This is a genomic window from Tamaricihabitans halophyticus (assembly GCF_004340875.1).
GTDB classification, from domain to species: Bacteria; Actinomycetota; Actinomycetes; order Mycobacteriales; family Pseudonocardiaceae; genus Tamaricihabitans; species Tamaricihabitans halophyticus.
In genome coordinates this window covers 538377-561466 of record NZ_SLXQ01000002.1, presented here as the reverse complement: position 1 = coordinate 561466, position 23090 = coordinate 538377, and the positions used below count along the sequence as shown (strand labels likewise).

At 66.5% G+C, this 23090-nt stretch carries 20 protein-coding genes; 2 read left to right on the top strand and 18 right to left on the bottom strand.

Annotation, left to right across the window (positions count from 1 at the left end; translation table 11 throughout):
• Positions 1-2: 2 nt before the first annotated feature.
• Positions 3-602 (bottom strand): MnhB domain-containing protein, encoded by a 600-nt coding sequence (locus tag EV191_RS10260; RefSeq protein ID WP_243658859.1) that lies wholly within the window; start codon positions 600-602, stop codon positions 3-5.
• Positions 599-2941 (bottom strand): hydrogen gas-evolving membrane-bound hydrogenase subunit E, encoded by a 2343-nt coding sequence (gene mbhE, locus EV191_RS10255; RefSeq protein ID WP_132876675.1) that lies wholly within the window; start codon positions 2939-2941, stop codon positions 599-601. Before mbhE ends, EV191_RS10260 begins: the two co-directional genes overlap by 4 nt.
• Positions 2942-3330: 389 nt before the next feature.
• Between mbhE and ligD the strand changes: the two genes are divergently transcribed.
• Both ligD and dinB read left to right on the top strand, forming a co-directional pair.
• Entirely contained in the window at positions 3331-5013 is a 1683-nt protein-coding gene (ligD, locus tag EV191_RS10250) for a non-homologous end-joining DNA ligase (protein ID WP_132876674.1), read from the top strand.
• Between the two features lie 82 nt (positions 5014-5095).
• Positions 5096-6334: a DNA polymerase IV gene (gene dinB, locus EV191_RS10245; RefSeq protein ID WP_207894478.1), complete on the top strand. Its 1239-nt coding sequence runs from the start codon at positions 5096-5098 to the stop codon at positions 6332-6334.
• 13 nt (positions 6335-6347) lie between these two features.
• Here the strand turns inward: dinB and EV191_RS10240 are convergent, their stop codons facing one another.
• The 16 genes from EV191_RS10240 to EV191_RS10165 all read right to left on the bottom strand — a co-directional run bounded on the left by EV191_RS10240 (position 6348) and on the right by EV191_RS10165 (position 23087).
• Complete coding sequence (locus EV191_RS10240) at positions 6348-7514, bottom strand: acetyl-CoA C-acyltransferase (protein WP_132876672.1); 1167 nt, start codon at positions 7512-7514, stop codon at positions 6348-6350.
• Positions 7511-7942, bottom strand: a complete 432-nt coding sequence (locus EV191_RS10235) for a MaoC family dehydratase (protein ID WP_132876671.1) — start codon at positions 7940-7942, stop codon at positions 7511-7513. Before EV191_RS10235 ends, EV191_RS10240 begins: the two co-directional genes overlap by 4 nt.
• A gap of 92 nt (positions 7943-8034) precedes the next feature.
• Positions 8035-9237: an MFS transporter gene (locus tag EV191_RS10230; protein ID WP_132876752.1), complete on the bottom strand. Its 1203-nt coding sequence runs from the start codon at positions 9235-9237 to the stop codon at positions 8035-8037.
• A gap of 13 nt (positions 9238-9250) precedes the next feature.
• A complete protein-coding gene (locus EV191_RS10225; protein ID WP_207894477.1) occupies positions 9251-10597 on the bottom strand; it encodes an MFS transporter in 1347 nt (448 codons plus the stop codon).
• A 53-nt stretch (positions 10598-10650) separates the two neighbouring features.
• Positions 10651-11073 (bottom strand): Zn-ribbon domain-containing OB-fold protein, encoded by a 423-nt coding sequence (locus EV191_RS10220; RefSeq protein ID WP_132876670.1) that lies wholly within the window; start codon positions 11071-11073, stop codon positions 10651-10653.
• A complete protein-coding gene (locus EV191_RS10215) occupies positions 11070-12227 on the bottom strand; it encodes a thiolase family protein (RefSeq protein WP_132876669.1) in 1158 nt (385 codons plus the stop codon). The genes EV191_RS10220 and EV191_RS10215 overlap by 4 nt, the downstream gene beginning before the upstream one ends.
• Entirely contained in the window at positions 12224-14149 is a 1926-nt protein-coding gene (locus EV191_RS10210; RefSeq protein ID WP_243658858.1) for an AMP-binding protein, read from the bottom strand. Before EV191_RS10210 ends, EV191_RS10215 begins: the two co-directional genes overlap by 4 nt.
• A 165-nt stretch (positions 14150-14314) precedes the next feature.
• A complete protein-coding gene (locus tag EV191_RS10205; RefSeq protein WP_132876668.1) occupies positions 14315-15550 on the bottom strand; it encodes a PucR family transcriptional regulator in 1236 nt (411 codons plus the stop codon).
• Positions 15551-15597: 47 nt separating this feature from the next.
• Positions 15598-17013, bottom strand: coding sequence for an amidase (locus EV191_RS10200; protein WP_243658857.1), 1416 nt, complete (start codon positions 17011-17013; stop codon positions 15598-15600).
• A gap of 68 nt (positions 17014-17081) precedes the next feature.
• Positions 17082-17459, bottom strand: coding sequence for a hypothetical protein (locus tag EV191_RS10195; protein ID WP_132876666.1), 378 nt, complete (start codon positions 17457-17459; stop codon positions 17082-17084).
• A gap of 71 nt (positions 17460-17530) precedes the next feature.
• Positions 17531-17731 carry a hypothetical protein gene (locus EV191_RS10190; protein ID WP_132876665.1) on the bottom strand — a complete coding sequence of 67 codons (201 nt, stop codon included), beginning with the start codon at positions 17729-17731 and terminating at the stop codon, positions 17531-17533.
• A gap of 87 nt (positions 17732-17818) precedes the next feature.
• On the bottom strand, positions 17819-18325 hold the full coding sequence (locus EV191_RS10185) for a (2Fe-2S)-binding protein (protein ID WP_132876664.1): 507 nt from the start codon (positions 18323-18325) through the stop codon (positions 17819-17821).
• The gene (locus tag EV191_RS10180) at positions 18318-19181 is read right to left on the bottom strand and encodes an FAD binding domain-containing protein (protein ID WP_132876663.1); all 864 of its coding nucleotides are present in this window, start codon (positions 19179-19181) and stop codon (positions 18318-18320) included. Before EV191_RS10180 ends, EV191_RS10185 begins: the two co-directional genes overlap by 8 nt.
• Positions 19178-21496: a xanthine dehydrogenase family protein molybdopterin-binding subunit gene (locus EV191_RS10175; RefSeq protein WP_132876662.1), complete on the bottom strand. Its 2319-nt coding sequence runs from the start codon at positions 21494-21496 to the stop codon at positions 19178-19180. The genes EV191_RS10180 and EV191_RS10175 overlap by 4 nt, the downstream gene beginning before the upstream one ends.
• Complete coding sequence (locus EV191_RS10170; protein ID WP_132876661.1) at positions 21493-22248, bottom strand: ABC transporter permease; 756 nt, start codon at positions 22246-22248, stop codon at positions 21493-21495. The genes EV191_RS10175 and EV191_RS10170 overlap by 4 nt, the downstream gene beginning before the upstream one ends.
• Positions 22245-23087 carry an ABC transporter permease gene (locus EV191_RS10165; protein WP_132876660.1) on the bottom strand — a complete coding sequence of 281 codons (843 nt, stop codon included), beginning with the start codon at positions 23085-23087 and terminating at the stop codon, positions 22245-22247. The genes EV191_RS10170 and EV191_RS10165 overlap by 4 nt, the downstream gene beginning before the upstream one ends.
• Positions 23088-23090: the final 3 nt, after the last annotated feature.

Here is a 23090-nt window from a genome sequence, read left to right as displayed (position 1 = left end):
ACTCAGGCCCCCTCTCGCTTGCTCGTGCGGTCGCCGGGCGCCTGTAGTTCGATACCGGCACCGAGCGTTCGTAGCAGGTCCAGGACCACTCCGACAATCAGCAAGTACACGCCGAGGTCGAGGCCGAGACTGGTGGCGATCTTGACATCGCCGATCACCGGCAACGGGACGTCGAACGTCGTGGTGGCCAACACTTCGCCGCCGACAAGCAATGGCGCCAGGGCCACCACCACGGCGATGGTCAACCCCATACCCACGACCACAAGCGGCCGGATCCGCAGGATCGTCGCCAGTTCACCCCGGCCGCCCGCGACATAGCGCACCACGAATGCCAGACCGGCGACCAAGCCACCACTGAACCCGCCACCCGCGTCGTAGTGCCCAGCGATCAGCAGGTAGATCGAGAAGACCAGCACGGTCGGAAACACGATCCGCGCGGCCGACTCGAGCAACAAGGACCGCTTCCATACGCCACCGGCGTACTCCCCGGCGAGCAGCTGGTCGCGCGGCACATCCCAGTCGTTCCACATCTCCTCGTGGAGGTTGAACTCGGAATTCGACTCGGAGTTGGGCTGGGGATCCGACTCTGGGTTGGCTTTCATCGCGAGGCCTCCTTGCGCTTGCTGGCCTTGCTGTCCTCATCGGACTCGGTTGGACGGCGAGCGCTTCGCTGCGCCGCCAGGATCAGGCTCGCGGCACCGGCCGCTGCCACCGCGAGCACGGTGATCTCACCGACGGTGTCGAAGGCACGGAAGTCCACGATGATGGCGTTGACCACATTGCTGGCGCCGGCCTCGGAAACCGCCCGTTCCGCGTACTCCTGGCTGGCCGTTGGGGACTCGGTACGCGCTCCCGAGTAGAGCACGCCGGCGAGCGAAACCAGGATTCCAGCCGTGGCCGCCACCGCGAGCTTACCGAAACGGAACGAGCGGATTGACTTGAGATTGCTGAAATGCGCGGGGAACCGGCGCAGCACGAACACGAAGACGACCAAGGTCAGCGATTCGACCAGGAACTGCGCGAGCGCCAGATCTGGCCCACCGTCCACAATAAACAGAGCCGCGATACCGTAGCCGACGACGCTGGCAAACAACACCGCGGTGATCCGCCGGTGCGCGAAGACCGCTGCCCACGCTCCGGCGAGCACCAGCAGCGCGAGCGGCACCTGAAGCGGATTATCGAACCAGCGCCATTCCGCCGGCAGCGGCGTGTCGCTGATCATGCCGACTCCGGCAACCACAAACACCGCGACGAGGATGACCCCGAGGTACGCCGGCAGGGAACCAACCTGGAGCCGACCGGTGACCTTGTGTGCCACATCGTCCAGCCCGGTCACCGCGCGCTCGTACCCGCGTTGCGCGTTCAAGGCCGAAGGCAGCCTGCCACACAGCCATTGCCAGGAGGCCGGGTAGCGGTACACCAGATAGCCGCCGACCAGCGCGAGTACCGAAAGGCCAAGCGGCACGCCAATTCCGTGCCACAGCGCGAGATCCGACGCTTCAGGCCCGAACGGCATCGCGGCCGGGTAGCCATCGACCACCGTGCTGGCCAGTGGGGTCGCCACGCCGAAGACGAGACCAGCAAGGGCGGGCAGCGCCACCGGCCCGAGCAAACCGATACCGGGCGTGGACACCGCGGTATCCGGCAGATCTGTCTTGGTCGCGAAAGCGCCCCAGACGAATCGGATGCTGTAGGCGACGGTCAGCACCGAACCGAGTGCGATGGCGACCAGAACGAAAGTATCCGTACCGCCGTAGGTGAAGGCTTCGAACGCCGTTTCCTTGCCCACGAAACCAAGGAGCGGGGGCAGTCCGGCCATTGAGGCCAGTGCGAGTACGGCGAACACGGCCAGGGCGGGCGATTGCCTCCCGACGCCGGAAAGATGCCGGATATCTCGCGTCCCTGTCTGCCGGTCGATCACCCCGACTACCAGGAACAGCGCCGATTTGAACAGGCCGTGCGCGAGCAGCAGGGTGATTCCGGCCAATGCCGCCGCCCGCGTTCCAGCCCCCATCAACACGGTCAGGAAACCCAGTTGGGACACGGTGCCATAGGCGAGCAGGGTCTTCAGATCGGTCTCCCGCAACGCCCGGTAACCGCCGATCAGCATGGTCAGCGAGCCGAGCACCACCGCGGGTACCCACCAGGCGGGCACGTCGCCGAACCCTGGCGCGAACCGCGCCAGCAGGTAAACGCCGGCTTTCACCATCGCCGCCGCGTGCAGGTACGCACTGACCGGTGTCGGCGCGACCATGGCGCCTGGCAACCACGGGTGGAACGGCACCTGCGCGGACTTCGTGACGACGCCGACGAGCAGCAGCACCAGCGCCACGTTGACCGCCGCACCGGAAGGCGGGTTCGCGACGATCTCGGAAATCCGGTAGGTCCCGGACGCCTCGGCAAGTAGCACCAGTCCACCGAGCATGGCGAGGCCACCGATCGCGGTGACCAACAGTGCCTGCACCGCCGAACGCCGCGCGGCACGACTCACCCCGTCCCCGCCGACGAGCAGGAAGGAACAGACGGTGGTGAGTTCCCAGAAGACGTACAGCGTGAAGATGTCGTCGGCAAGCACCAAGCCGAGCATCGCGCCGGCGAACACGGACAGCAGCGCGGCGGTGCGACCGACTCCGCGCTCGCCCGGTTTGGCGTAGGCGGCGTAGAACGCGAAAACCACCGCGCCAACGCCGGACACCAGAATGATCATGACGAAGCTGAGTACGTCGAGGCGCAGCACGGACTCGAGCCCGATCTTTGGCGCCCAGGACAGTGTCTCTACTCGAGCATCACCGGCTAACGTCGCCGCGCTGCCACTCATCACCCAGGCGAAGGTCACCGCGGGAACCGCCGCGGCGATCGCGAACACCCAACGGCCGGCACGGCGAGCAATCAGCAGCACGATGACCGCCACGAGCATGTGCAATGCGATTGCCAGCAGCACCAATACCCCTCTCGTCCACGGCGTCGTCCTTTTCAGACTACGGCGCCACTGTCGTAGTGGCAGTCGGTGCGTGATCCACGCAGCTCGAGGCCTAGGATACCGTGGTCACCTCCGTGCCCGAGCAAGACGGTGCGGAAGAAGCCGGATTCCTTGCGCTTGAGCGGTTTCCCGCAAGCAGCTCGCGAACTGGTCGCGAACGGCATTGTGGATGATCAATCCGAGCTCATGATCCGCCGTTCCAGGCCGCGAGTTTGCCCTACGGCGTGGTGTGCTTCACCCAATCCGGGGAGGCATGGCAGGCGCCGACGCACCGGTCTGAACCACCCGCGCCATCGACGTCTTGTCCGCCGGGGCTTTCCGCTTGGCGACGAACGGAGTACGCAGGAACCATGGACGACGCACCTGCCGACCGGTTGGCCACATACCAGCGCAAGCGCGATTTCACGCGCACCCCTGAGCCGGCCGGCGACCCGGCCACCGGGGAACCGGCCACCGGCAACCGGTTCGTCGTACAGCGCCACCGCGCTCGCCGCCGACACTATGACCTGCGCCTTGAACTGAACGGCGTGCTGGTGAGCTGGGCGGTACCGAAGGGACCGACCCTTGATCCCACCGCCCGTCACCTTGCCGTACACGTCGAGGATCATCCGCTGGAGTACGCGGATTTCGAAGGAATCATCCCCAGTGGGGAGTACGGTGCTGGCGATGTCATCGTGTGGGATCGCGGAACCTGGGAACCGGTGGACACCGCGGATCCGGCGGAAGCAATCGCGAGCGGCAATCTGCACTTCGACCTGCATGGCGAAAAGCTCGCGGGCAGGTTCGTGCTCATCCGGCCGAGCCGAAGCACCGAGGATGGCAAGCAATGGCTGCTGCTGAAGAAGAAGACCGATGAGCACGCCCATCCCGGTTGGGATCCGGAAGATCATCCGCGTTCGGTGAAAAGTGGACGCACCAACCAACAGGTGGCCGCGGCGCCAGCGGCGCTCTGGCGCGGTGACCTGCCCGCTAATCGCGCCGAGATCCCACTGGACTCCGGCGAACCAGATAACACCCCGAAAGGAAAACCCAGGAAACGAACAGCGGCCAACAAGAAAACCCACGGCGCGCACGCGCGCTGGAGGCCACCGACCGAGGCGGAGCTGGCCGACCTTGCCGACCTTGGCCAGGCGGGCAGCTGGCGGATCGCCGGCCGGGATGTCCCGCTGACGAACCTGCACAAGACGCTTTTCCCGAGCCAGGACGGTGCACGGGCGATCACCAAACGCGATCTGATTCGCTACCACGCGCGGATCGCGCCCGTGCTGCTGCCCTATCTGGTGGACCGCCCGCTCAACACGCACCGGTTCCCGAACGGTGTGGCCAAGCCGGGCTTCTGGCACAAGGCCGTGCCGGAACACGCGCCCAGCTGGCTCACCCGCTGGCAACGACCGGACGCGGACCGGGACAAGGCACAGTGGTATCTGATCGCGGACAGTGTCCCCGCGCTGGTGTGGCTGGCCAACTACGCGGCCGTCGAGCTGCACCCGTGGAGTTCCACGATCGCCGATGTCGAGCAGCCGAGCTGGGCATTCTTCGATATCGATCCGGGCACCGAGACGACCTTCGACGAGGTGCTGACCCTGGCCAGACTGCACCGTACTGCCCTGGAGCATCTCGGCGTGACCGGCCGGCCAAAGGTCACCGGTCAACGCGGTATCCAGATCTGGGTGCCGGTCGCACCCGGCTACAGCTACGCGCAGACACGTGAGTGGACACAGACAGTGTCGAAGGCGATCGGGGACACGGTCCCTGATCTCGTCAGCTGGGCATGGGCGAAAGACGAACGCGGCGGGCTGGCGAGGCTGGACTACACGCAGAACGTGCGGAACAAAACGCTGGTGGCGCCGTACAGCGCGCGACCGCGACCGGGGGCACCGGTTTCGGTCCCACTCGAATGGGATGAGCTGGACGACCCGAACCTACGGCCGGACGGCTGGACGATCGACACCGTGCTTGACCGGATCGCCGAACGCGGCGACCCCTTCGCGGCGTTGCTCGACGTCGAGCAACGCCTGCCCAAGCTGTCGTGACCAGCACGCTCACCGTTCGCACGCACTACGTCACCTCGGGTAGCACCGCTGAACTGTCCGACCCCAATGCGAACATCTGTTCGTGGCTGCGGACGGATCGGAGCGGGAGCCAGTATCGGCGCAGGAGCCAGTACCGGTGCAGGGGCCTATCCTGCATGCCGACCTGGACGCGTTCTACGCCTCGGTCGAGCAACGGGATGATCCCCGGCTACGCGGTCGCCCGGTGATCGTCGGCGGAGGGGTAGTGCTCGCGGCAAGCTATGAGGCCAAGGCGTTCGGCGTGCGGACCGCCATGGGCGGCAGCTCGGCCCGAAGGCTGTGCCCAGGGGCGATCGTGGTGCCGCCCCGGATGTCCGCCTACGCGAAGGCGAGCGCGGCGGTGTTCGAGGTGTTCACCGACACCACTCCGCTGGTCGAAGGCATTTCCATTGACGAGGCGTTCCTCGATGTCGGCGGGCTGGCACGGATCGCCGGTACGCCGGCCGAGATCGCCGTGCGGCTTCGCGGCCAGGTGGCCGAACGCGTCGGGCTCCCGATCACCGTAGGAGTGGCCAGAACCAAGTTTCTCGCCAAGGTGGCCAGCGCGGTAGCCAAACCGGATGGCCTGCTTGTCGTCCCGCACGACGGGGAGCGGGAGTTCCTGCATCCGCTGCCGGTGGAGCGGTTATGGGGTGTCGGGGCGATCACCGCCGGCAAGCTGCGCGCGCGGGGAATCAGCACGGTCGGCGAACTCGCCCGTGCCGACCCTGCTGCCCTGGACCGGCTGCTCGGCAGGGCCGCCGGTCGGCACCTGCACGCCCTTTCGGTGAACCAGGACCCACGTCGAGTCCGCACCGGCAGGCGACGCCGTTCGATGGGCGCACAACGCGCGCTCGGCACCCGACCGCGATCGCGGATCGAGCTCGACGCGGTGCTTGCCGGGCTGGTCGATCGGTTGACCCGACGACTCCGGGCAGCCCGCCGGGTCAGCCGTACGGTCGTGCTTCGCTTCCGGTTTGGTGATTTCCACCGCGAGACCAGATCTCGGACGCTGGTCGAGGCGAGCTCGCGAACCGACCTGATTCTCACCGTCGCGCGGGAACTGCTCGCCGAACAGCTGCCGGCCATCGATCAGGCTGGGCTGACCCTGCTCGGCGTCACGTTGTCCAACTTGGACAGCGAGGACGCCGTTCAGCTGGCCCTGCCGCTGCAACCATCCAGTGGCGAGGGGCTGGACGCGGTCCTCGACGGGATTCGCGACCGCTTCGGCTCGGCGGCGATCACCCGAGGCACGCTGTTGCGGGAGCAACCAGTGCAGTCGGTTCCGCTCCTGCCCGACTGACCGGGTCGGCGGCCTACCGCCGGCGCAGCAACATCGCCTGCCCCTGGCCGCCTCCGCCACAGATCGCCGCCACCCCGAGTTCGCGATCCAGCGCGACCAGCTGCGCGGCAAGTGTCTGCACCAGTCGAAATCCCGAGGCGCCAAGCGGATGCCCGAGCGCGATCGCACCGCCCCGGCGGTTCACTACTACTGGATCGATTTCCAGCTCCCGGACACTGGCGAGCACCACGCCGGCGAACGCCTCGTTGATCTCCCACAGATCGATATCCGCGGGGCGCAGACCGTGCCGGTCGAGCAGCAGCCGTGCGGCATGCGCCGGCTTGAGGTGCAAGGTCGGATCCGGGCCGGCGACCACGGTCCTGTCCACGATCTGGGTCATCGTCGAATGGCCGGCCGAACGCGCCCGCGCCGCGGTCGTCAGCACTCCGGCGGCGGCCGCGTCCGACATCTGGGACGCGTTGGCCGCGGTGATACTGCCGGAGGAGGTGAACGCGGGACGCAGTTTCGCCAACCGGGCTGGCTCGGTGTCCCCTCGGATGCCCTCATCAGTGCCAAGCTCGGCGCCGGGTACCGGCACGATCTCGGCGGCGAGTTCGCCCCGCTCGGTCGCCACCCGCGCGTTGCGGTGGCTTCGGGCGGCAAGCTCGTCCTGCTCGCCTCTGGCGATGCCGAGCCGTTCGTTCTCCGCGTCGGAAAGCTCACCCATGCCCGTGTCGGCCAACCCGCACCACAGCCCGTCGTGCACAAGCAGATCGACCAACCGCCCGTCCCCTACCCTCGGCGCGACGCGCTGCCGGATGGCATGCGGGGCTTGGCTCATCGAATCGAATCCACCCACCACCGCCGAGTCGATCTCGCCGGCGCGCAGCTGCATCCCGGCAACGGCGACCGCACTCATGCTGGCCAGGCAGACGTCGTTGAGCGTCATCGCCGGAACCGTGCTCGGCACGCCGGCCCTAGACGCGGCGAGCCGCGCGGGGTTCTGCCCGTTGCCGGCTTGCACGACGTTGCCGAGCAGTACGTAATCCGGCTGGACCCCGCCCGAGCGTTCGAGCGCCCCTGCCACCGCCACGGCACCGAGGTCGAGCGGATCGATCCGCGCAAGCGCGCCACCCAACTTGCCGATCGGTGTCCGCGCGGCGGCCACCAGCACCGGGTCCCTGTCCGTCAGTGCGGTCATCGTTCGCCGTCCAGTGCCATCGTGTAACAGACCGCGGTGCCGGACAGCGCCACGGTGCCGTCGTCCCGGGTGACCCGCACGGCGAGCTTGCAGATCGGTTTGTCCGCCCGTACCTCGGTCAGCTCGACCGTGCCGGTGATCTCATCACCCGGCCGCACCGGCGCCTTGAAGTCGAACTGGGTGTTCAGGAAAACCGTGCCGGGACCGGGCAATTTCTCCGCGACCACCGCGTTCAGAATCGCGCTGGTGATGCCGCCCTGCACAACGATCTCGCCGAACCGGGAGGCCGCGGCCGCTGCCTCGTCGTAGTGCAGCGGGTTGCGATCACCACTGATCTCGGTGAACAGTTCGATATCCCGGCTGGTCACCGTGCGGGTCATGGCGGCGGTCTGGCCGGCCTCGGGTGCGCCATGGGGCCATGCGGTCATCGGCACTCTCCTTTCGATTCCTATCTGGTCCAGTCCTGGATGGGCCAGTTGTCGGGATGGGCCATTTGTTGGGATGGGCTAGTTCTGGATGGCTAGTTCTGCGTTGGTTGGCTGGCGACACCCGCCGCCGAAGTCCCATCGCGCAGGGCTCGCATGGCGACGGCGCCAAGCAGCGGTCCGGGCGCGAGTACCAGGAAGGCGTACTGCCAACCCACGATGTTCGCCATGATCGGCACGATGTTGATCGTGACCACGGTCAACAGGAAGCCGAGCGCGGTTTGCGCGGTCAACGCGGTACCCACGTAGCGCTGATCGGCCACCTCGCTGAGCACCGTGGAGAACACGCCGGAATCGGCGATCACCGCCAGCCCCCACAACAGCAGCACGGCCAGCTGTACCGGCCAGGGGGCGATGAAGATCAGCGGTGCGGCCAGGCAGCAGGCGCCGCTGATGAGCAGCGCGATCCTGGCTGCCGGCGGCCGGCCGAACCGGTCGCTCGCCCAGCCGCCGAGCAGGCAACCGGCGACACCGGCGACCCCGATCACCAGGAACGCGGTGACCCCGACCTCAGTCGAACTGAGCCCCGCGCTCGCCGCGAGAAACGACGGCAGCCACGTCCACAGGGCGTACAGCTCCCACATATGGCCGAAGTAGCCGAGGTTGGCCAGCAGCGGTCCACGTTCGCGGAACATCTCGAGGACATAGCGTGGCCGGTGCCGCGCCGCGGCACCGAGCAGCGGACCCGGCCGCACCAGGCTCACCGCGAGCACGGCCGCGGCCACCCCGATCGCCGCCGAGACGTACAACACGCCACGCCATTCCAGGTCGGCGAGGCCGTTCACCAGATGCGGCAAGGATGAGCCGAGGGTCAGCGCGCCGACCAGCACGCCCAGCGCGAAACCGCGGCCGGCTGAGCCGAACCAGGAGGCCATGAGTTTCATGCCGACCGGGTAGACGCCGGCGAGGAACATGCCGACCGCCAGCCGGAGCAGCACGGCGGTAGCCAAACCATCGGCGAGCAACGGCACGGCCGCCGTCGTGACCGCCGCGCCAAGCGCGGCGCAGGCAGCCAGCCGCTGCGGCGCGAAGCGGTCCGGCAGGTTGAGTAACGCGGAGATCACCGCACCCAGCACAAAACCCAGCTGCACCGCGGCGGTGAGCCAGACGGCGGCGACTTCGCTGATCCCCCATTCGCTTTGCAGCGAAGGGACCACAGCCGATGCCGAGAACCACATCGCCATGCCCAGTACCTGGACCGCGGCGATCAAACCGAGCTGCACACCCCGCCGGCGCATGATCACGGACTAATCACACCTTGCTCGTCATCTTTGACGCGGCAGGGCCGGCGGCTGTCCGTCGATCGCCGCGATGGGTTTCCGGGCCCAAGCAGGTGGCCAGCACACTGATCACGCCCACGCCCATCATATAAACCGCGATCGGCCAGTGATGGTTGTTCGCGAGGCCAAGCAGGGCCACCGCGATCACGGGGGACAGCCCGCCGGCGACCACCGAGGACAGCTGATAGCCGAGCGAGGCCCCGCTGTACCGGACGTTCGCGTCGAAGAGCTCACTGAAATACGCCGCCTGCGGGCCGTACATCATGTCGTGCGCGATCATGCCGATCACCATGGCGAGCCAGATCACCCAGGCAGATCGGGTGTCGAGCAGCCAGAAGAACGGGAAGGAGAACAGCAAGGAGGCGACCACGCCAACGAGGTAGACGAGCCGGCGGCCGTACCTGTCGGACAGCCAGCCGAAGAACAGCAGGTTCACCAGGCTCAGCGCGGAGCTCAACACGACGCCGATCAGCGCGACGGACTGGTCCAGCCCTAGCACGGTTGTCGCGTAGGTCAGTACGAAAACGGTCAGGATGTAGAAGATGGAGTTCTGCGACAGCTTCACGCCGGCGGCGAGCAGCACGACGCGCCACTGCTGGCGAAGCAGCGTGAGCACCGGGAACCGGTCGACCTGCCCCTTATCGGAGATCTCCTGGAAATCGGGGGACTCCTCGATCCGCAGGCGGATGAACAGGCCGACGATGACGAGTGCCGCGGAAGCCAGGAACGGGATGCGCCAACCCCATGCCTGGAACGCTTCGGTACTCAGCATCGTGGTCATACCCATGAACACGCCGTTGGCCAGCAGCAGACCAGCGGGTACACCCATCTGCGGCCAGGCCCCGAAGAACCCTCGAGAACGCGCGGGCGCGTGTTCGACGGCCATCAGCACCGCGCCGCCCCATTCCCCGCCAACGCCGAAGCCCTGCACTACGCGCAGCAGCACCAGCAGCACCGGCGCCCAGATACCCGCGGTCGCATAGGTGGGCAGCACGCCGATCAAGGCGGTGGCGAATCCCATCATCAGCAACGAAAGCACCAGCATCGACTTACGGCCGATGCGGTCGCCGAAGTGCCCCATGACTATCCCCCCAAGGGGGCGGGCGATGAATCCAGCGGAGAAAGTAGACAGTGCGAGCAGGGTTCCGGCAAGTGGTGAGAAGTCCGGGAAGAACAGATGGTTGAAAACCAGGGCCGCTGCGGTGCCGTAAAGGTAGAAGTCGTACCACTCGATGGCCGTGCCGATAAAGCTTGCTATCGCGACGCGGCGCGGGGACATCCGCTTGGCCTTGTCGGTGTCCTGGGGCGCGGGACTCATGGTCATCACCTCGTTGTGAAGCCGATCGGTTGCTGTCTTCGGCTAGTCGCGGTTCACGGAGTGGGAAGTGGACGATCCACCGGCGCGAAGTGCACCAGTGACGTGTCGGCGGTATCGTCGAACACCGCACGGACCGCGAGTCCGACCCGCATCTCGGCGGGTGCGATATTGACGATATTGGTCATCAGCCGCGGCCCCTCGTCCAGTTCGACGAGGGCGAGTACGTACGGGACTTCCGGTTCCCATGCGGGATGACCAGGCCGGTGTACGACGGTGTAGGTCCACACTCGACCATCTCCCGAACACGTCACCCAGTCGAGCTCAGTAAGCCAGCAGTGTCTACACACGACTCTTGGGTAATGCTGGTGGGTGCCACAGCCCTGGCACCGCTGTACGACCAACTGGCCCTGTGCGGTGGCGGACCAGAATGGCTTGCTCATCGGTACCGGGGTCGGTCCCGGCTTCGGGATGCTCACGAGTCGGCCTCCATTACCAGCGCGACTTCCTCGCTCATCGTGGCGCCGTTGCCAGTCACCAGTGCCAGTGCCGGATCGGCGACCTGCCGCCCCTCGGCCGTACCGCGCAGCTGGCGGACAGCCTCGACCAGGTGCGCCATCCCGCCGGCGAGATCCGCTTGGCCGCAGGCGAGTTGCCCGCCGTGTGGATTACACGGCAGATTCCCGGTATGCGAGAAGTCCTGTTCGGCCATCCAGGGCCCGGCGCTGCCCTTCGCGCAAAGCCCGGCGTCCTCGAAGGTCACCGCGAGCATGATCGAGTAACAGTCGTACGGCGTCAGCAGATCGAGATCGCTCGGGCCAACTCCGGCCATCCGGTAGGCATCCGCGATCGCCGCCGCTAGCGGCGAGGTGGTCAACTCGGGTGCCTGACTGAGCGCGCGGTGTGTCACCTTCTCCCCCGCGCCGCGCAGCCACACCGGCCGGCGCCGGAACCGGCGCGCACTGCCCCGACCGGTCACCAGCACTGCGGTCGCGCCACCACACGGCATCACCACTTCGAGCAGGCGCAGTGGCTCCATGACCATGGGCGAGGCAAGTACATCGTCCACGGTGATCGGCTTGTCGTGGAACACCGCGTCCGGATTGAATCGAGCGTTCGCCCTTTCGAACACCGGTACCTGAGCGAGCTGCTCCGCCGTGGTGCCGAACTCGGCCATATGCCGAGTGGCGACCATGGCGTATGCCTGATTCGCGCCGCTGCCGCCGTACGGCACGTCGAATTCCCTGATGGGATTCCGGTTCGGTGACCGGGGTGGGTCACCTTCGCGGATATTGCCCAGTACGCAGAGCGCGGTCTCACACATGCCCGCCTGGATGGCTGCCGCCGCCCGCCACACCATGCCGGCGCCGGTGGCGCCACCGAGATCAACCAGATCAGCGTAGCGTGGCCGCAGGCCAAGATACTCGGCTACGGTGGCTGGCACATGTTGTGGTGTCTCACCAACCTGTGGACCGACAAGCAGCCCGTCGATCTCGTCCTTGGCCACGCCCGCGTCCGCCGCCGCCGCTGCCGCCACCGTGGCAATCATGTCCAATGTGGTCATTCCAGTGGTTGTCCGGCTTGGCGGGACCTCGGCGGCACCCACGACCGCGGCACTGTTCCGAAGGGTCATCGCAGCCCCGCCACCATGTCAATCGCTTCCGGGTTATCCAATGAGGACAGATCGCCTGGCTGATCACCCAGATACACCGCACGGATAACCCTGCGCAGGATCTTGCCGCTGCGGGTACGGGGCAGTTCGGCGACGATATGCACCGCGCGCGGCGCGAGCGCCGCGCCAAGGCGCTCCCGGACCATACCGGCGATCCGTCCGGCGAGTTCGGTCACCGGCGAGGCCGTGTTTGCCACCACGACGACCACGACCGCTTCGCCCTTGATCGGGTCGGGGACACCGAAGGCCGCGCACTCGCTGACCTCGGTATGCGCGCCGACAACCTGCTCGATCTCCGCGGGGCCGATGCGTTTGCCCGCGACGTTCATCGTGTCGTCGCTGCGGCCCCGGATGTACCACACCCCGGCGCTGTCCACTTCGGCGAAATCACCGTGCAGCCACACGCCTGGCCAGGAAGACCAGTAGGTCTTCGCATAGCGCGCCGTATCGCCCCAGAAACCCAGTGGCATGCCGGGTGAGGACGCGCGCAGCACGAGCTCGCCGACGGCGCCGCGTAGCGAGTCGCCACCCTCGTCCGCGACATCCGCGGCCATTCCCGGCACCGAGCCGGCGAATCCACAGGAGACGATCGGTTGCATCGTGGTGTTACTCAGGATCGCACCGGATACCTCGGTCCCACCGGAGTAGTTGATGATCGGTAGCCGCTTGCCGCCAACCGTGTCGAACAACCACTCAAAGGCATCCGGCGTCCACGGCTCGCCGCTGGACGCGAACACCCGCAGCGCACCCAAGTCATCGGGTACCGCCTCCGGGCCGCCCTTGGCCAAGGTACGCACCAGGGTTGGCGAAACCCCGAGCATGGTGACGCCCGCGTCGCGCGCGAACCGCCATACCCTTCCAGTATCGGGATAATCGACGGCGCCGCCGTACACCGCGACCGCGCTGCCCGCAACCAGTCCACCGAGGACGGTGATCGGGCTCATGATCCAACCGGGGTCGGTGATCCAGCTGCTCATATCTCCGACACCGATATCGAAGCACCACGCGGCGTCCGTGCCCGCCTTGATCGCGAAGCCCGCGTGCCCAAGCATGATCCCCTTTGGTGCGCCCGTTGTTCCCGAGGTGTACGCGATCATCAGCGGATGGTCACTTGGACAGCGCGCGCTCGGTACGGCGCGTCCCGTGCTGCCAAGACTCGCCCAGTCGACCTCTCCGGCCAGCTTCGGTTGTGCCGGGCCACCAAGGCCGACCAGCACGATGGTGCGCAGGCTTGGCACTTGTTCGGCTACCCGGGCGAGCATGCCGCGGAGTTCGACGATGCGGCCCTTCCGGGCGAACCCATCCGCGCTGATCACGGCGACCGCTTCGCAGGCATTGAGCCGCTGCTGAACGGCCGACTCGCCGAAACCGGAGAACAGCAGCACCGCGATGGCCCCGATCTTGGCGCAGGCGAGCATGGCCACGACCGCCTCGCGCACCATTGGCAGTTGGATACCCACCCGGTCGCCGAACCCGATACCGTTGTCCAGCAGCCCGGCCGCGACCCGATCAATCTCGGCCGCGAGCTCCGCGAAGCTAAGGCAACCACTGGTTCCGTCCTCGTTTTCCCAGCTCAACGCCGGCTCAGCGGCACGGCCACGACGCAGCCAGCGGTCCACCGCGTTATCCGCGATGTTCAGCGCGCCTCCCGGAAACCAGCGGGTCCCTGGCCCCGCGTCCAGCTCACGGACGATCCGTTCGGGCTCCTGCTGCCAGTCCAGCGCTAGCCAGCTGGCGGCGGCGTCCCAGAACCACGCGGGGTCGGTGCGCGCGGCGCCGTCCAGCTCGGCAAGGTCGGTGCATCCGGTGGTCCGCAGAAACTCGCCCAACCGGCTGCGCGCCAACACATCGTCATCGGGGAACCAGACGGCTGGATCACCCACGGGCACCTCCCTGTGCGTCACCGGCCACAACCGCGGCCGAGTTGGTGAGCTAGCGCACTGAAGGTAGGTAACCGCTCGCGGTACTGTCTGCCCGAAGAATCGAGAACTTCTCCATCAATCCATGCGAGAAACCGCAAACGTGCAGGTCATCGGGCTCGGCTAGGACTATCCCTCTGCCCATCGGTCGCTTTTCAGGCCAAGCACGAGCAACAGCAGCTCATCTGGATCATTGGGATCGTGCCCGGTCAGCTGTTGAATGCGGCGTAACCGGTACACGATGGTGTTCGGGTTGACGCTGAGTTCCGCGGCGCTTTTCGCCAGGCTGAAACCGTGTTCGTAGTACGCGCGCAGCGTGCGAACCAGCTGCGAGTCGCGCTCCCTGTCGTACTCGTGCAGCGGGCGCATCGTCTCATCGTGCAGCGCACCCAGGTGCGAGCTGCTGGACAGTAGCTGGTCGAGCAGGACATCGGAGAAGGTGATCGCTTTCGCGTGCGCGCCCCGCGCGGCGCCGAGCCGTACGGCCTGCTCCGCTTCGGCATAACCCTGCGCGATACCGTCCATCGCGGAATGTACCCGGCCGACACCGACCGCGAAATCGCTGAGCTGTGCGGCCCATTCGCCAGCCTGCTGGACGAGTGTGGTGTAGCCGGATGCGTCTGTCGCCGGACAGATGATCACCACTTCGTCCTCCCGGATACCCACCAGGATCGACGCGTTGTCCGGACGCAACCGTTTGCGGGCCTCGGTTACCGCCGCGCGCAGCACCGCACGTTCGCTACCGCCTGGCTCGAGTAGCCGAGCGAGCACCACCGCATGCGCGCCGCCCACATCCAGGTTGGATGCACTGGCGCGCTGCCGCATTCGCTCGCTGATCGGTCGCCCGGAAATCAGGGCTTCGAGTAGGTCACGCCGCATCGCCTCGCGGTCGCCGAGTACACCGGTCACCTCATCCAAATAGGTCTGCGCGACGGCCACCGACACCTGGTCCACATAGGCCATGACCCGGCCGGCGATGATCAGTGCGGCCTCGCGTTCGGCCGCTACCTCGGGATCGCTCACGCCGAGGATCTCCTGCCAGACGACCTGGCCCCACAACCGGTAGGCATGTAACAGTGCCTGCAACGAAATCCCCTGGTGCACCCTGCGGCGCGCGCTGCGACGCAATGCTTCCAGTGATGTGTCGGTAGGGGCCGCCTCATCGCGCAGTGCCGCGAGCAGCTCCTGCACATTACGTTGCGCGGTCTGGCGGACGTCACCCCGCAAGGCCTGCTCATCCAGCGCGCGATAGTCCACAATGTCCGACTGATAGCTGTGAACCAGATGATCGCCGATAGGTTCGAGCCGATCCTCCACGGTTTCGATCGTGCGTAGGATCGTCTCGCGTACCGCCACGGACTCCATAGCCAGCGAATCTAACCCATCAGCCGGCGCGGATGAACCGTAATCGATCAGCGAGACTGGCCGGGCGTCTGCTTGCCGAAGCCAGTCGCCTGTTCGAAGGCGTGGCCGAGCTGGAGCAAGGCCAGTTCTCCACGATGTCCGCCGACGATCTGCAGGCCGACTGGCAGCCCATCCGGGGTGAATCCCGCCGGTACGGACAGCGCGGGATTACCCACGACGGACACGTAGTAGCAGGACCGCATCCAGTCGATGTAGTCCGCCGTCGGAACACCGGCGACCTCAGCTGGATACTCCAGATCCGCATCGAACGGCAAGACCTGACTTACTGGCAGCAGCAGCGCGTCGTACTCGGTGAAGAACGTGCGCATCCGATGATAGAGGGTGGTGCGCAGCGCTTCCGCGCGACTGATGTCCGACCCGGTAAGCCGACGGCCGATCGCTGCGTTCTGCCGCAGCGAGGGCTTCACCAGTTCTGGGCGCCGGTCCACGAGCGGGCCGTGGCTGTGCTCGAACTGCCAGGCCCGCATCGTGCGGAACACCTCGTCCGCACAGGTGAAATCCGGGCACGCCAGTTCGACCTCGTAGCCCAACCGTTCGAACACCCGCACCTGTTCGGTGAGTACCGCGAGCACATCCGACTCGACGGGGAGGCCGCCGAGATCCGGCGACCAGGCGAGCCGAAGCCCGCGCCGTGGCGCGGAAAGTGGCTCGCGAAACAGCGCGCCCGGTTCGCTGAGCGAGGTCGGGCACCGATCATCCGGACCGGCGATCACGGAAAGCGTCAACGCTACATCGGTGACCGTGCGCGCCATCGGTCCCTGCACCCCAAGCGACGACCAGCCGAGCGGCGCCGGCCAGTTGGGCACCCTGCCCGGCGATGGCCGCAGGCCAACCACATTGCAGAACGAGGCCGGGTTCCGCAGCGAGCCACCCATATCGCTGCCGTCCGCGATCGGCTGCAGCCCACAGGCGAGCGCGGCCGCCGCGCCACCGCTGCTCCCTCCCGCCGATTTGGTCGTGTCGTAGGGGTTGCGCGTCGTACCGAAAACGGGGTTGAAGGTATGCGAACCGGCGCCGAACTCCGGGGTATTGGTCTTACCGATGGTGATCGCGCCTGCCGAATTGAGCCGTTCGACGACGAGATCGGTCTGTTCCGGTACGTGCTCGGCAAACGCCGGGGAGCCGAAGGTCGTGCGGATACCCGCGGTGAGGTGGAGGTCCTTGTGGGCGACCGGCAATCCGTGCAGCGGTCCCGGTTCGACGCCGTTCGCCAGCCGCTCGTCCGCCACCCGCGCCCGCTCCAGTGCCTGTTCGGCGACGAGCGTGACGATCGCGTTCACGGAAGGGTTGATCGCCTCGATCCTGGCGAGATGCGCGCCCATCAGTTCCCTGGCGCTCAGTTCCTTCGCCCGCAGGGCCGCGGCCTGCTCGGTAGCGCTCAGTAGACAGATCTCGTCGTGCACGAACCCTTCCCTTCGCCGCCTGACTCCTTGATCCGCTCCTACCAGGCTATCCGCCATTTACCGGGAGGTCACCGCTCGCCAGTGACGTACGGGCGGAGCTCGTCGACCAGATCGGCGGCATCAACGGTCTGCGGAATCGTGTCAGACTCGGTGCGGTACGGGCAGTCGTTCTTCGTGCCGTTCAGCGTGAAGCTGGCGAGCGCCGCACCGGTGCGGGCCTCCCGCAGGAGGTAGGTGTACTTCGCGGTCACCACTGGCACCGTTGCCTGCTTTCCGGTGTCCGGAATGGATTCGGTGTAGTGGCATTGGCGCACCGGCGCGCCGGTTTCAGGCGGATACTCGCACAGCACGAGTTGCGCGGTGTCCCGTGCTCGCTTGCCGGTGCCGGCAGACCAATCGTCCGGCAGGGGGCCGTCTGAGCTCAGCGCATGCGTTGACTCGCTCATGTCATTCGGCCCGCCGATGTGATGGATGGCAAGGCGGTGCGGCCCCGGACCACGGTAGGCCGGTGCCGAATTCAAGTAACCCGTCCGTTCGGGTACCTCGGCGTCATCCGGCCGCATTGGGTTACCCGGGAGCGCCGGACACGCGCGTCAGCCAGATCGTCCGTATTGTCCGAGTCGAGATCGCCGTACGCGAGCACCAGGATCACCGCCGGGATACCTACAACGGCGAGTGGGATCGCATAGGGCAACCAGCTCGACCAGCGTGCGCGCATAGGAATCTCCCCAGTGCACCGGTCGATGACCGCCGATGGATCGATCGAGCCTAACAGGCCACGGCCGACCCGCGCTCCTGCGAGATATCAGCTGCCGCATTCCTGGTCGCAGCCAGCACAGCCGGGATCAGGGCCAGTCAGTTCGACGGCCGCGGCGATCGCGCCGTGATAGCCGGTGCAGCGGCATATGTTCCCGGACAGTGCTTCCCTGATCTCTTCCTCGTCGAGTTCCTTGCCTTCCGCTACCAGCTCGGTCAGCGCGACAACGAAGCCGGGAGTGCAGAAACCACATTGGATTCCACCGTGTCGCGCCAACGCGGACTGCACCGTGCCAGGGCTTCCGTCCGACTCGGCGAGCCCTTCCACGGTCCGCACCGTCGCCCCGGACACCTGAGCCGCGAGTAGTAGGCATGATCGCGCGCTGCGGCCATCCACGAGCACCGTGCAGGAACCACATACGCCATGCTCGCACCCGAGATGCGTGCCGGTCAGGCCCAGCGAGTCCCGCAGGAAATCAGCAAGCGAGAGCCGCGCGGGAACGGTTCGTTCGTACCGGACACCGTTGACCTCCAGGTCAACCACAATGTCACTCATGGGCACCCGCCCGCGCGTTCGCCGCCGCCCGCTCGAACGCTCGCGCCAAACAGCCGGCCGCCACCCGCCACCGATAGGCCCCCTCCATCGTGTCCACCAATTCGGCCATCGCGGCGGTGGCGAACTCTCGCCAGATATCCGGAGCCGCCACACGGCCGGTGAGCTCCACGGCCTCGATCAACCATGGCCGGTCCGTCACCCCGAACAACACCGCGCGCGCACGGCGCAACCGCCGGTCTCCTGTCAACTCGACAACGGCGAACGCTCCGGCGATCGCGAAATCACCGTGCCGGCGCGCGGCCTCGGTGAATCCCCAGCCCGCATCCGCCGGCAGGGTCGGGAATCGAATCCAGGTCACCAGCTCGTCGGGCTCGAGCAAGGTCGTGTATCGAGCCTCGAAGAACTCCGCAGCGTGGTACACGCGGCGGCCGCGTTGCCGCGAGTCCACATAGATCTCGGCGTCCAGCAGCGCGGCGAGTGCCGGAAGCTCCGCGGCCGGATCCGCATGCGCGATACTCCCACCGAGGGTGCCCCTGTTCCGGATGGCGATATGCCCGATATGCCGGGCGGCTTCCGCGAGTGGTGGCAGCCTGTCCCGCACGAGCGGATCGGTTTCCAGGTCGCGATGGCAGCGCAGGGCACCAATCAGCAGCGAGCCGTCGTCGTCGAAGATCCGGTTCAGCTCGGCCAGTGAACCGATATCGATCAGCTGGGTCGGTCGAGCGAGCCGGAAGTTCATCACCGCAAGCAGGCTCTGCCCGCCGGCTAGCACCTTCGCCTCGACATCAGACTCCATTATGGACAGAGCATCGGCGACCGAGGCTGGCCGCGCGTAATCAATCGCCGCCGGCTTCATACCGAAGCGTCCACACTAGACTCGGCAATGTCAAGCATGGTACTCGGCAGGACTGGCGTACTGGTCAACGTGCCGGCGGGGCAGCTGAGCGCATCCTCGATGGCCGACGCGACGGCCGCGTACACCGCGATGGTTCCGCTTTCGCCAACACCTTTCACACCAATCGGATTCAGCTGAGCTGGCCCAGGCAAGTGCACCACGTCGACCGGTGGCACGTCGCAACTGCCCGGCAGCAAGTACTCGGCGAAGGTCGCGGTCGCTGGCTGCCCATCATCGGCGTAATCGAACTCCTCGAGCAAGATTCCACCGATTCCCTGTGCCACACCGCCCCGTATCTGCCCGAGCACCACGGTCGGATTGATCTCCACACCACCCTCATGCGCCACGACATAGTGCAGCACCCGTGCTATCCCGGTTTCTGGCGCAACGCCAACCACCGCGAGATGAGCACCCATCGTCCAGGTCACCGTGGGCGGCTCGAACGTGCCGGTGACACTCAGCGGGGCCTGCTCGGCAAGCTCGCCCCCCGGCGCGAGCAGCCGACCCACCTCCGACCAGGTCGGTTCGTGTTCGCTGTCCTGCTCGATGCCCAGACATCGCGCCACGAGTTCACGCGCCCGTGCCCGCAGCTGGCTACACACCCGATGTACGGCGGACCCACCCACCACCGCGGACCGACTCGCGAACGAGCCGATGCCATCGGCGACCGCATCGGTGTCGCCGGTCCGCACCCGGACCGCGGACATCGGCACACCGAGCGCATCAGCGGCGATCTGCGCGAAGGTGGTCTCATGGGACTGCCCCGCGCACGCGGATCCCACGCCGACCTCGAAGGTGCCATCGGCGAGCAGCCGTACCGTGGCGCTTTCATAGGGACCGCGCCCTGTCGCCTCCACGTAGGTCGCCACCCCACTGCCGAGATACATTCCCGGATACCGCGCCCTGAGTGTGTCGAGCAGGTCATCCGGCAGGCGCTGTTCGCATGCCCGCAGGCAACGTCGGAAATCCGCGCCGTCGTAGGTGATCGGCACCCCGTCGCGATACGGCAATGGCAACCGCTTCGGTAGTTCCTCGGCACGGAGCAGATTACGTTCGCGGATCTCGAGGCGAGAAATACCAGCCGCCTCGGCGGCCATATCAAGGCACCGTTCCAGCGCGAAGCAGGCTTCCGGGCGGCCAGCGCCGCGGTACTGCGCGACGATCGTCTTGTTCGTGTAGACCGCGGTACCCACAACCTGGAAATGCGGAACGCGGTACGCGCCGACCGAGTGCAGTGCGGTGTTCGCGGTGATGCCGGCTACCCACAAGCTTCCGGCACCCACATCGGCAAGGAATTCCACCGACCAGGACACGATATGCCCGGTTGAGTCCACCGCGAGCTCGGCATCCAGATGTTGATCGCGCCCCTGCGCGCTGGCCACGAAGTGCTCCGCCCGGTCCTCGAGCCAGGCGACCTCCCTGCCGAGCAGCCGAGCCAGATACGCGATAACCACTTCCTCCGCGTACACGTTCGCCTTGGGACCGAACCCGCCGCCGACGTCCGGAGTGGACACATGCACCTCGCTGACGGACCAGCCGGTTGAGGCGCAGATCGCGGTTCGCACGAAGTGCGGCACCTGAGTCGAGGTGCGCACATCGACCCTGCCCCGCGCCGGGTCCCAACTGGCCACCACTCCCCGGCATTCCAGCGGAACCCCGGAATGCCTACCCATTCGGAAACGTCCGGTCACCCGGTGGGCAGCGCCCTTGCTGGCCGCGGGGACATCACCGAAACCACCACGCAGGGACGCCGCGATGTTGTCCGGCAGATGCTCGTGAACCCGGGGCGCCGCCGGCTCGAGCGCGGCTTGCGGCGTGGTGACCGCCGTGCCCGGCGTATAGTCGACGTCGATGAGCTCCGCGGCGTCCTCGGCCATCGCTCGGCTCTCCGCGACCACGACGGCCACTGGTTCGCCGACGTAGTGCACCCGGTCAGTGACCAAGCAAGGGATCGCGATATCCGCCATCTGGAAGGAGAACGCGTCTACAAAGGCCTCGTTCGGCTCGTGCAGCGCGCCGATCGGCGCGAGCGTGCCAGCCAGGTCCGTGCCGGTGAGCACGGCCAGTACACCCGGGCAATCGCGGGCGGCCAAGGTGTCGATGGACCGGATCTGCCCAGCGGCTTGAGTGGCGCGAAGGAATACCGCATGCAGTGTCGTGGTCGAGACGTGGTCGGCGACGAACCTGCCCTGCCCGGTCGCGAACCGAAGATCCTCGCCGCGTTGCACGTGCTGCCCGACCAACGGTGCTACTCGGGCGTTCTCGTTCGCACTCATCGAGTTTTCCGCTCCCACCGCCACAACAGCAGGGAAACGATAAAGGCAACCGAGATGAGCAGCAGGATCGTCGCCATCATGTCTGGATAGTTACCGTTTCCATAGGCACGGAGTACGACCCTGCCGAGGCCGAACCTGGTCGAGAAGAACTCCGCGAGCACCACCCCGACCGCGGAAAGGCTGGCGGCCAGCCGGACTCCGGTCAACAACGGGCGTCGAATCGCCGGCACGATGATCTGAGTCAGCACCTGCCACCAGTTCGCGTTCACCGAACGAGCCAGTTTCCAGTACACAGCAGGCATGTCCCGGATCCCCGCCGCGACGTTGATCAGGATCGGGAACAGGCCAAACAGCACTCCCATCACGATCTTCGAGCCACTCAAGCTGAAGATCGGCAGAAGCACGGGGTACAGCACGATCTTCGGCACTCCGTTGAAGCCAACGACGAGTGGTTCGAAGATGATGCGAACCCATTTCGACAGCCCGAGCGCGAGTCCAAGCAGAACACCGAGCAACCCGGCGACCAGAAAGGCGACCAGTACGGCCGCCGCCGTAGCCTCGACATGCCGGCGGTAGTCCGCGTCACCGAAGTTCGAAACCAGCGCACCCACGGTGTCGGCCGGGGTAGGAATCACGAAGCTCAGCTGTGCCGCCAACCACCAGAGCAAGATCACCAAGAGCAACAGCAGGAACGAACCGGCCGGGACATTGATCCGCGGCCGCCGGCGCGTGTGGACAGATGCAGCCGTCATCGGCCAGCCCTCCCCCGCAGTAAGGCTCGCTCGGCCACGGAGAGCAGGAACGTCAGCGCCAGCGACATGGCAAGCACCACCAGCACGTAGACGAACATCTCGACGGTGTCGAACGATTCGTAGAGGTAGCGAATACGGAAGCCAAGCCCCGCGCTGGCGGTGACGAACTCCATCGCCACGGCACCGATCAACGCGTAGACCACGGCAAGCCGGAGCCCAGCCACGATGAACGGCGCGGCGGCGGGCAACGCGACCTCGAACATCGTCTGCCGGGGATTACAGCCAAGCGAGCGGGCAAGCTTGAGGTACACCGGAGGTAGCCCGGACAACCCCACCCAGGTGTTCAACGCCATCGGAATCCCCGCCATGATCGAAGCCAGAATGATGACCGACCATTGGTTGATCCCGACGATCACGATCATCACCGGGTAGAACAGCACGAGTGGTACGGCGTAGAACGAAACCAGATACGGCTCGAAGACACGTCCGATGGTCGGTGCCTTCCAGAAGCCGATCCCGACGAGCAGCCCGAAGGCGCCACCGCCAACAAAGGCGATCGCGATCTCGAATCCGGTCCTTCCGGCATCACCCCAGAACTCCCCGGAGCCCAGGATCTCGACCAGCGCCGGCGTCACCTCGGTGAGCGGCGGTATCGTCGCCGGTGACCACCACGCGAGCGCCGAACCAAGATGCCAGAACAGGCAACCGAGCACGAGCAGGCCGAAGGTGCAGACAGCGGAAAGCAGACCGGTACTCGGACGCTTTCGCCGGCGACCAGGCACCGGAGTTGGGGTATGTGGGCTTTCGGTTTTCACCGGTGCCGCTACTGTGGACTCCATCGC

What these genes read in the sequence shown, in the direction of transcription:
- ligD (WP_132876674.1), top strand. Translation starts at nt 3,331, where the DNA reads ATGGACGACGCACCTGCCGACCGGTTGGCCACATACCAGCGCAAGCGC.
- EV191_RS10165 (WP_132876660.1), bottom strand. Translation starts at nt 23,087, where the DNA reads ATGGAGTCCACAGTAGCGGCACCGGTGAAAACCGAAAGCCCACATACC.
- EV191_RS10175 (WP_132876662.1), bottom strand. Translation starts at nt 21,496, where the DNA reads ATGAGTGCGAACGAGAACGCCCGAGTAGCACCGTTGGTCGGGCAGCAC.
- EV191_RS10215 (WP_132876669.1), bottom strand. Translation starts at nt 12,227, where the DNA reads ATGACCCTTCGGAACAGTGCCGCGGTCGTGGGTGCCGCCGAGGTCCCG.
- EV191_RS10260 (WP_243658859.1), bottom strand. Translation starts at nt 602, where the DNA reads ATGAAAGCCAACCCAGAGTCGGATCCCCAGCCCAACTCCGAGTCGAAT.
- EV191_RS10180 (WP_132876663.1), bottom strand. Translation starts at nt 19,181, where the DNA reads ATGAAGCCGGCGGCGATTGATTACGCGCGGCCAGCCTCGGTCGCCGAT.
- EV191_RS10230 (WP_132876752.1), bottom strand. Translation starts at nt 9,237, where the DNA reads ATGCGCCGGCGGGGTGTGCAGCTCGGTTTGATCGCCGCGGTCCAGGTA.
- EV191_RS10190 (WP_132876665.1), bottom strand. Translation starts at nt 17,731, where the DNA reads ATGCGCGCACGCTGGTCGAGCTGGTTGCCCTATGCGATCCCACTCGCC.
- EV191_RS10170 (WP_132876661.1), bottom strand. Translation starts at nt 22,248, where the DNA reads ATGACGGCTGCATCTGTCCACACGCGCCGGCGGCCGCGGATCAATGTC.
- EV191_RS10235 (WP_132876671.1), bottom strand. Translation starts at nt 7,942, where the DNA reads ATGACCGCATGGCCCCATGGCGCACCCGAGGCCGGCCAGACCGCCGCC.
- EV191_RS10240 (WP_132876672.1), bottom strand. Translation starts at nt 7,514, where the DNA reads ATGACCGCACTGACGGACAGGGACCCGGTGCTGGTGGCCGCCGCGCGG.
- EV191_RS10205 (WP_132876668.1), bottom strand. Translation starts at nt 15,550, where the DNA reads ATGGAGTCCGTGGCGGTACGCGAGACGATCCTACGCACGATCGAAACC.
- EV191_RS10185 (WP_132876664.1), bottom strand. Translation starts at nt 18,325, where the DNA reads ATGAGTGACATTGTGGTTGACCTGGAGGTCAACGGTGTCCGGTACGAA.
- EV191_RS10225 (WP_207894477.1), bottom strand. Translation starts at nt 10,597, where the DNA reads ATGAGTCCCGCGCCCCAGGACACCGACAAGGCCAAGCGGATGTCCCCG.
- EV191_RS10195 (WP_132876666.1), bottom strand. Translation starts at nt 17,459, where the DNA reads ATGAGCGAGTCAACGCATGCGCTGAGCTCAGACGGCCCCCTGCCGGAC.